This window comes from Actinoplanes sp. NPDC048791 (assembly GCF_040650095.1).
GTDB lineage: Bacteria > Actinomycetota > Actinomycetes > Mycobacteriales > Micromonosporaceae > Actinoplanes.
Genome location: NZ_JBEZGQ010001700.1, coordinates 1 through 1,122 on the forward strand (window position 1 = coordinate 1; position 1,122 = coordinate 1,122).

Sequence of the window (1,122 nt, forward strand, 5' to 3'; positions counted from 1 at the left end):
GCGGCGACCAGCTCGGCCGGGGCGTCCTCGTCGACCAGTGCGACAACCCGGGTACGGCCCGGCAGCATGGCCCGCGCGGACAGCACATCGGCCTCGGTGGCCCCGCTGAACAGCACGATCTCGCCGAGCCGCACCTCGTCCAGGCTGCCGGGATACCGCAGCACCCACCCGGCCGGCAGGTGCGCACGTAACGCGGAGACCCGGCCCCGCTGCCCGAGAACGGCGACGACCGGACTGCGCCGCAGCGAGTTCAGATCGGGCACCGGCACCGCGGTGGAGTTCGGGGTGAACGTACGGTTGGTCTCGTTCCGGTTCAGCTGCACCAGCATCTCAATGACCCCCAGGTCTCGCTCTTCGCGTGCTACCTCCCACCCAACGCTGTCCGCCTGGGCCGGCCATGTGCCCAGCCTGTGCGTCTGTTGTCAGTGCGTAGGGTGGCGGCCGTGACGAAGATCGTGGTGTGCGGGCTGGGCGGGACCATCGCGATGACGCCGACGCCCGACGGCGGGGCCGCACCGGCTCTCAGCGCCGGCGACCTGGTCTCGGCGGTGCCCGGAGCGGCCGCGCTCGGACTCGACCTGGCGCTCGTCGACGTCGCGAACGTACCCAGCGCGTCCCTGCGCCCGGCGGACATCATGGCGCTGTCGCGGCGGATCAGCGACCTGCTGGCGGGCGGGGCGGACGGCGTGGTGGTCACCCAGGGCACGGACACGCTCGAGGAGTGCGCGTACCTGCTGGATCTGCTGCACGAGCGGCCGGAACCAGTGGTGGTGACCGGGGCGATGCGCCCGGCGCTGGTGGCCGGGGCGGACGGACCGGCGAACCTGCTGGCGGCCCTGACCATCGCGGCCGACCCGGAAGCGCGCGGGCGGGGCGTGCTGGTGACGTTCGCGGACGACGTCCACGCGGCGGCGCGGGTCCGCAAGACGCACACGACCAGCGTGGCGGCCTTCGTATCGGCGACGGGCGGGCCGGTGGGACAGGTCGTCGAGGGCCGGGCGCGGTTCTTCGCGACGGCCGGGAGCCGGGTGGTGCTGGCCCGGCCGGACGGGGACGTGCTGCCCCGCGTACCGCTGATCGTCGCGGCCCTGGGCGCCGACGCGCCGGACCGGGATCTCGAAG

The 1,122-nt window shown here is 74.1% G+C and carries 2 protein-coding genes; one reads left to right on the forward strand and one right to left on the reverse strand.

Features of this window, described 5'->3' with window-relative positions:
- A partial coding sequence (locus tag AB0C29_RS49740; RefSeq protein ID WP_360835558.1) for a hypothetical protein occupies nucleotides 1-329 on the reverse strand: 329 nt, incomplete at its 3' end.
- Nucleotides 330-443: 114 nt separating this feature from the next.
- Between AB0C29_RS49740 and AB0C29_RS49745 the strand changes: the two genes are divergently transcribed.
- The coding region (locus AB0C29_RS49745; protein WP_360835560.1) for an asparaginase domain-containing protein at nucleotides 444-1,122 on the forward strand (679 nt) is incomplete at its 3' end.